The sequence below is a fragment of the Streptomyces sp. CBMA291 genome (genome assembly GCF_014596525.1).
Classification (GTDB): Bacteria; Actinomycetota; Actinomycetes; order Streptomycetales; family Streptomycetaceae; genus Streptomyces.
In genome coordinates this window covers 44,764-50,825 of the sequence record NZ_MSJP01000030.1, presented here as the reverse complement: position 1 = coordinate 50,825, position 6,062 = coordinate 44,764, and the positions used below count along the sequence as shown (strand labels likewise).

The following is a 6,062-nucleotide window of genomic DNA, read 5'->3' as shown; positions in this document are numbered from 1 at the left end:
GGGCGCGGGGGCCGGAGCGGCCGCCGGAGCGGCAGGCGCGGCCTGTGCGGGGCCCGTCTGCGGCGCGGCGGGGGCGCTCTGCGTGGTGGAGGCGCTCTGGGTGGTGGAGGCCGGGGCGGTCGGAGTCTCCGACGAGCCCGGCTTGTAGTCGGCGAAGAAGTCCCACCAGGCACGATCGACCGAATTCGGGTCCTGGAGGTACTGCTGGTAGATCTCGTCGACGAGCCACTCATTGGCACCGAAGGCGGTCGCAGGGTTCTTACCCTGCCCGTCTTGGTCGGTCGGGGAGCTCGGGTTACTGGGGGACTGAGACGACACGGCGGCAACCGCCCTCTTCCGCTTCACAAGGTGATGGACAGCGGAAATAAAGGCTACGCCTGTCCGGCCGAGAGGTGCAGGCCAGGCGCTCCAACGTCGCGCATGTCACACTTGACGAGGTGTTTCGGGGTCGCGAATGGCGGGAAACAAGCGTGGTTCCCCCGGTTTCCGGGTACGGAAAACCGGAGGCACGTCCGCCTTCGGACGTACCCCTGCTCACCTGCACGCAGAACGTGCTCTTCCGGTTCGAACCCTACGTCAATCCGGTGGCGGAAAGCTTCCTGGAAGAGTGACTCTGATCCGGCAGCCCCGTGACGATTCGGCCACGCCGATCCCGCCGCCGTGCAGATCCACCGCCCAGCGGGCGATCGCGAGCCCCAGACCCGTGCCGCCGTCGCTCCCCGGACCCCGGCGGCGCGGCGCGGAACCCCGGTTGAACCGCTCGAAGACCCGGTGCCGCTCCGACTCCGGGATGCCGGGCCCCTCGTCCTCGACCTCCAGCTCAAGCGAGTCGGGGAACGGGCCGCGCCGGGCCCGGACCGTGACCCGGCCGTGCGGCGGCGAGTGCTTCACCGCGTTGTCGATCAGGTTCGCCATCACCTGGTGCAGCCGCTCCACGTCCGCGCTCGCCGCCAGCTCGGGCGGCGACACGTCCAGGTGCAGATGCACGTCGGTCCGGTTGTGCAGGCCCGAGGTGGACGACAGACCGCGCTGCGAGGCGGCCAGGTTCGCCTCCCGCAGCACGCCCGACAGATAGGGCCAGACCTCGAAGCGGCGCACCCGCAGGGCCACGACACCGTTGTCGAGACGGGACAGGTCGAGCAGCGTCTCCACCAGCCGGCCCAGCCGCTCGGTCTGTTTGAGCGCCGACCGCATCGTCTCCGGATCCGCCTCGGACACCCCGTCCACGACGTTCTCCAGTACGGCCCTGAGCGCGGCGATCGGGGTCCGCAGCTCGTGCGACACATTGGCGACCAGCTCCTTGCGGTGCCGGTCGACCGCCTCCAGGTCGTCCGCCATGCGGTTGATCGTCGACGCGAGGTCGCCCAGCTCGTCCCGCCGGTCCGCGCCGCGCACCCGGCGGCTGAAGTCCCCGCGCGAGATCGTCCCCGCCACTGTGGTCATCTCGTCCAGCGGAGCCGTCAGGGACTGCGCCACGAACTGGGTGATCAGCAGGGTCGCGATCATCGCGAAGACCGTGATGTAGCGGAACTCGGTGGACGTACGGATCGCCACGAGCGCGAGGGCCGAGGTCAGAAGCACCGCCCCGACGACCAGCGCGCCCAGCTTCGTCTTGATCGAGATGACGATCCGGCGCCGCCGGGGGGCTCCGGCACGGGGCTCGCGAGCGGGGCGGCGGGCGGCGGGGCGGGGTGGTGCGGGGTGGTGTGGGGCGTGGCGGGGTGGTGCGGGGCGGTGCGTGGCGGGTCCGGGGCCGGGTCCGGCCGTGCTGGATCCGCTCGTCCCGGGGCTGACCGCGCCGGGCCCTCTCGCGCCGGACCCTCTCGCGTCGGTTCTTCCCGCGCCGGTTCCTCCCGCGCCGGGGCTCACGGCTCCGGACGTGCCCGTCCCGGGCTCGCCGCCGGTCCCAGGGGTGCTGCCCGTCCCGGTGGCACCATCCGTCCCAGGCGCACTGCCGGTCCCAGGGGTGCTGCCCGTCCCGGTGGCACCGCCGGTCCCGGGCTCGCCGCCCGTCCCAGAGGCACCGCCCGTCCCAGAGGCACCGCCGGTCCCGGTGGCACCCGTCCCCGGGCTTCCGGCCGTGTCTCCCGTCCCCGGGCGTGGCCGCTTCCGTGGGTCCCCGGGCTCGCGCCGGCTCACGGTGCGGGGGTCTCCAGCGCGTACCCGACCCCGTGGACCGTACGGATGCGCTCGGCTCCGATCTTCCGGCGCAGCGCCTTGATGTGGCTGTCCACGGTCCGGGTGCCCGAGGCGTCCGCCCAGTCCCACACCTCGGCGAGGAGCTGCTCACGGGAGAGCACCGCGCGGGGGGTGCTCGCCAGGCAGACCAGCAGGTCGAACTCGGTGGGTGTCAGATGGACGTCCTCGGCGCGCACCCGCACCCTGCGCTGCGCGTGGTCGATCTCCAGCTCGCCCAGGCGCAGGATGCCGCTGCGCGGGGTGACCGCCGCGAGCGCCGCCCGCTCCACCCGGCGCAGCAGGACGTGCACCCGGGCGGCCAGCTCGCGCATCGAGAACGGCTTCGTCATGTAGTCGTCCGCGCCGACGCCGAGACCGACCAGCATGTCCGTCTCGTCGTCCCGGGCGGTCAGCATGAGGACCGGGACGGGCCGCTGGGCCTGGACCCGGCGGCACACTTCGAGACCGTCGAATCCGGGCAGCATCACGTCGAGGACCATCAGGTCCGGCTGCCATGCCTCGGCCGCCTCGACGGCCGCGGGGCCGTCGGTCGCGGTCTGCACGAGGAAACCCTCGGCGCGCAGCCGGGCCGAGATCGCTTCCACGATCGTGGCGTCGTCCTCGACCACGAGGACGCGCCGCTGGGCCCCGGGAGTGGCCGCCGCACCGTGGTGAGTGGTGTGTGTCTGCTCCATTGCCCCGCCTCGTGTCGCCGATGTCGGTGCAGCAGCCTAGAGGTACCGGCGGTGTCCCGGCTATCCAGGAGCTACCCGGGACGGACCGCGAGATGGACGGCGTCGGGGACGCCCCGGGCAACGGGGATCTCTTCCGTCCGTACCCCGCTGAAACCGGCATTTCGCAAGGACTCTTCGAAATCGACCGAGGGCCGAGCCGACCATACGGCGAGCACACCGCCGGGTTTCAGCCGTGCCGCGCACGACGCCAACCCGTCGGCCGCGTACAGGGATTCGTTGTCCTCGGTGACCGTCCAGTCCGGCCCGTTGTCGATGTCCAGACACAGCGCGTCGTAGGTGTCGGGGGAGGTGCGCAGGTACTCCACGAGGTCCGTGTGGAGGATCACGGTCCGGGGATCGGCGAGCGCGGCGCCGGAGATCGCGGCGAGCGGGCCCTGCCGGTGCCAGTCGATGATCGCCTCCTCCCGTTCGATCACCGCGATCCGGCCCCAGGAGGGCTCGGCGGCGGCGTGCGCGAGGGAGAAGCCGACGCCGAGCCCGCCGACCAGCACGGCGGCACCGGGCCGCGCCTCCTCGGGCAGCGCCGCCCGCGCCGCGTCGACGAGCAGCCGCTCCGAACGCCCGTCGGAGGTGTCCATCAGGAAGGTCCCGTTGGCGATGATCTCGAAGTGTTCGTCACGGCGGCGCAGCACGACCTCTCCGTGCGGTCCTTCACGACGGTCGAGGGTCAGGGGTTCGGACACGGGCGTTCTCTCCGTTCACGACTCGGCGGTCACTCCCGCACCATCCTTACGGGGCTGCCGCCGACGGGACAAACGTGTTTACGGGGGAGGGGTGGCGGGTTCTCGACGGGGAGTTTCGGCCATTCTGGACGCGGGGAGGGGAGGGAGGCGGGGCGCGGACTGCCACCGCTCACGCCCCGGCGCGCGCCTTCGGGGGCACGCTCCGGCGCACGCGCACACCCGGCCAGGGCCGGGACCTCAACGGCCGGTCGGCGGGCCGCCTTCCGGGAGGGCGTCGAAGACCCGTTGGAGCGCGGGCGGGCGCTCCCCGTCGGCCGCGACGACCAGCCGGTCGCGGTAGGTCACCTCGTACCGGAAGCCGTCGGCGATGGGGCGGCCGGTGGGCTGGTCGGGGACTTGCGCGTACGCGGGGTCCTCCAGGGCCGCGCGCAGCTCGGCGGTCTCGGCGGGGGTCTGCCGACCGGTGCGGGCGGGCGGTTCGCCGGGCCTGCCGGTGCTCCAGCTGCCGTCGTGGTGGACGACGAGCCGGTTGCGGACGCCCGCGAAACCGCCACTGGCGAGCACCTCGACGAGGACCTCGCCCGGCTGCGGATCGGTGGCGGGGGCGCCGGAGCCGGTGGTGGGAACGGTGCCGGGAACGGTCTCGGACGCGGGCGGGCCGGATGAGGACGAGGCCGGGCCGGGTGACGAGGAGGGCGGGCCGGATGAGGGCGAGGGTGGGGCGGATGAGGATGAGGATGGGGTGGCCTCGGGCGAGGCGGACGACGATGCGGGCGGGTCGGGCGACGGGAACGCCTCCGCCCCGCAGCCGCTCACGCCGATGCCCAGGATCCCGGCCAGCAGCAGGGTGCCCCGTCGTCTTCCCCGTACGCCTCGCGTCATCCCCCGAGCATGCCCGCTCGCGGGCACCGGGCGCAGGTGTACGCGCGGGTTTCCCGGTGCGGCGGGTGTGTGCCGGCGCTCGGGCGGGCGCGGCCGGACGGCGGCCTCAGTCGGCGCCGACCCGGTCGGCGACGGTGAAGTCGGCCGAGCAGTCCGGGCAGGTCGCGTCGCCGAAGACATGGGTGAGCACGTGTGCGATCTCGTGGCGGCCATCGGCGGTCGCGAGGGCGTGGAGACGCCCTCCGATGCCGTGCGGATCGGTGGGGACCGCAGGGCGGAGCGGCCGGGTCCCGGCGGGGTCCGCGGTGCCCGTGGCGTCCGCGGTGTCGTCCGGCAGGGCGTATTCCGTGCTCGTACAGAAGAACCCGGCTTCGCCGAGGACGATGTAGAGGTCGGTCCCGCAGCCGGGGCAGGAGATCTCGTACTCCTCGTTCACGATCCCCCAGGACAGGTTCTCGCTCCATCCGGGCACGCCCTCGAATCCGAGCATGGACTCCAGGAGCTCGATGTACTCCGTGGGGCCGGTCGCCGTCCTGAGGTGACGGTTCACCGAGGCCAGCAGGCGGGCGACGGTCGCCGCGTGCCGGGCGCGGACGTCTTCGGCGGTGCCCGGCTGCTCGGCGCCCGCCATGATGGCCCCGGCCAGGTTCAGGGCGTTCACGGCCTGTGCCCGATCCTCGCTCTCGGTCAGATCGGCGAGCCGGGGCAGCGCCGCGAAACTGGCCGGGTAGACGCTGCCCTGATGGCAGAGCGCGGACCACAGATCGGTCCAGAGCCCCGGCTCCCGACCGGAGGCGATCCGTTCCAGCAGGCCGGGGATGTCCTCGGCGGAGCCGTAGGCGTGGCTGAGCTTCGTCCAGTCGGTCATGCGGGGGATTCCATCAGGCGAGCCGTCGGCCGGGAGCGGCGGGCCGACGGCTTGATCGCTTCACACGTCTTGTGCCGCGCCCGCTCCGCTGGTGGGGTGGCGGGCATGACCGACTTCGGACCCGGCGTCTGGCCCCCCGCCCCGATCAGGACCGAGCGGCTCGTGCTGCGCGAGCCGGAGGCGGGGGACCGTGCGGCCTTCGTCGAACTGCTGGCGTCGCCGGAGGTGCACACGTATCTCGGCGGACCGCACCCGCGCGAGACGCTGGAGCGCGAGCTGCCCGAGGTGCCCGGACGGCGTCCCGGGAGCTTCGTCGTCGCACTCGACGGGGCGATGATCGGCAGGGTCCTGCTCGGCGCGGCGACCGGGCCCTGCCGTCCGGCGGCCGAGGGCAAGGCCGAACTCGGCTACCTGTTCCTGCCGGGAGCCTGGGGACACGGCTACGCGCGCGAGGCGTGCGCGGCGGCGCTCGACTGGTTCGCCTCCGTCCTTCCCGGCGAGCCGGTGGTGCTCACCACCCGGACCGCCAACACCGCCTCGACGCGCCTCGCGGCGAGGCTGGGATTCACCGAGGTGGAACGGTTCCACGCCTGGGACGCCGAACAGTGGCTCGGGGAACGGGCCCCGGCGACGCCCTGCGGCTGATTGGGCACCGCAGAAGGGGCGGGGGTCCTTGGCAGTTCGTGGTGTGTCGGG

At 73.2% G+C, this 6,062-nt stretch carries 7 protein-coding genes; 1 reads left to right on the top strand and 6 read right to left on the bottom strand.

Annotated features, from left to right (window positions below):
* The 6 genes from BU197_RS08395 to BU197_RS08370 form a co-directional block, all read right to left on the bottom strand.
* A partial coding sequence (locus tag BU197_RS08395; protein WP_188267593.1) for a 2-oxoglutarate dehydrogenase E1 subunit family protein occupies positions 1-318 on the bottom strand: 318 nt, incomplete at its 3' end.
* A gap of 258 nt (positions 319-576) precedes the next feature.
* Complete coding sequence (locus BU197_RS08390; RefSeq protein WP_188267597.1) at positions 577-1,629, bottom strand: sensor histidine kinase; 1,053 nt, start codon at positions 1,627-1,629, stop codon at positions 577-579.
* A 506-nt stretch (positions 1,630-2,135) separates the two neighbouring features.
* Positions 2,136-2,873 (bottom strand): response regulator transcription factor, encoded by a 738-nt coding sequence (locus BU197_RS08385; protein WP_086831438.1) that lies wholly within the window; start codon positions 2,871-2,873, stop codon positions 2,136-2,138.
* A gap of 71 nt (positions 2,874-2,944) precedes the next feature.
* Positions 2,945-3,616, bottom strand: a complete 672-nt coding sequence (locus tag BU197_RS08380) for a spermidine synthase (protein ID WP_188267592.1) — start codon at positions 3,614-3,616, stop codon at positions 2,945-2,947.
* 237 nt (positions 3,617-3,853) lie between these two features.
* Positions 3,854-4,498 (bottom strand): hypothetical protein, encoded by a 645-nt coding sequence (locus BU197_RS08375; RefSeq protein WP_188267591.1) that lies wholly within the window; start codon positions 4,496-4,498, stop codon positions 3,854-3,856.
* Positions 4,499-4,604: 106 nt separating this feature from the next.
* Complete coding sequence (locus BU197_RS08370) at positions 4,605-5,366, bottom strand: hypothetical protein (RefSeq protein ID WP_188267590.1); 762 nt, start codon at positions 5,364-5,366, stop codon at positions 4,605-4,607.
* A 105-nt stretch (positions 5,367-5,471) separates the two neighbouring features.
* Here BU197_RS08370 and BU197_RS08365 point away from each other — a divergent pair, with 105 nt between their 5' ends.
* On the top strand, positions 5,472-6,011 hold the full coding sequence (locus BU197_RS08365; protein ID WP_188267589.1) for a GNAT family N-acetyltransferase: 540 nt from the start codon (positions 5,472-5,474) through the stop codon (positions 6,009-6,011).
* The last annotated feature ends 51 nt before the right edge of the window (positions 6,012-6,062 follow it).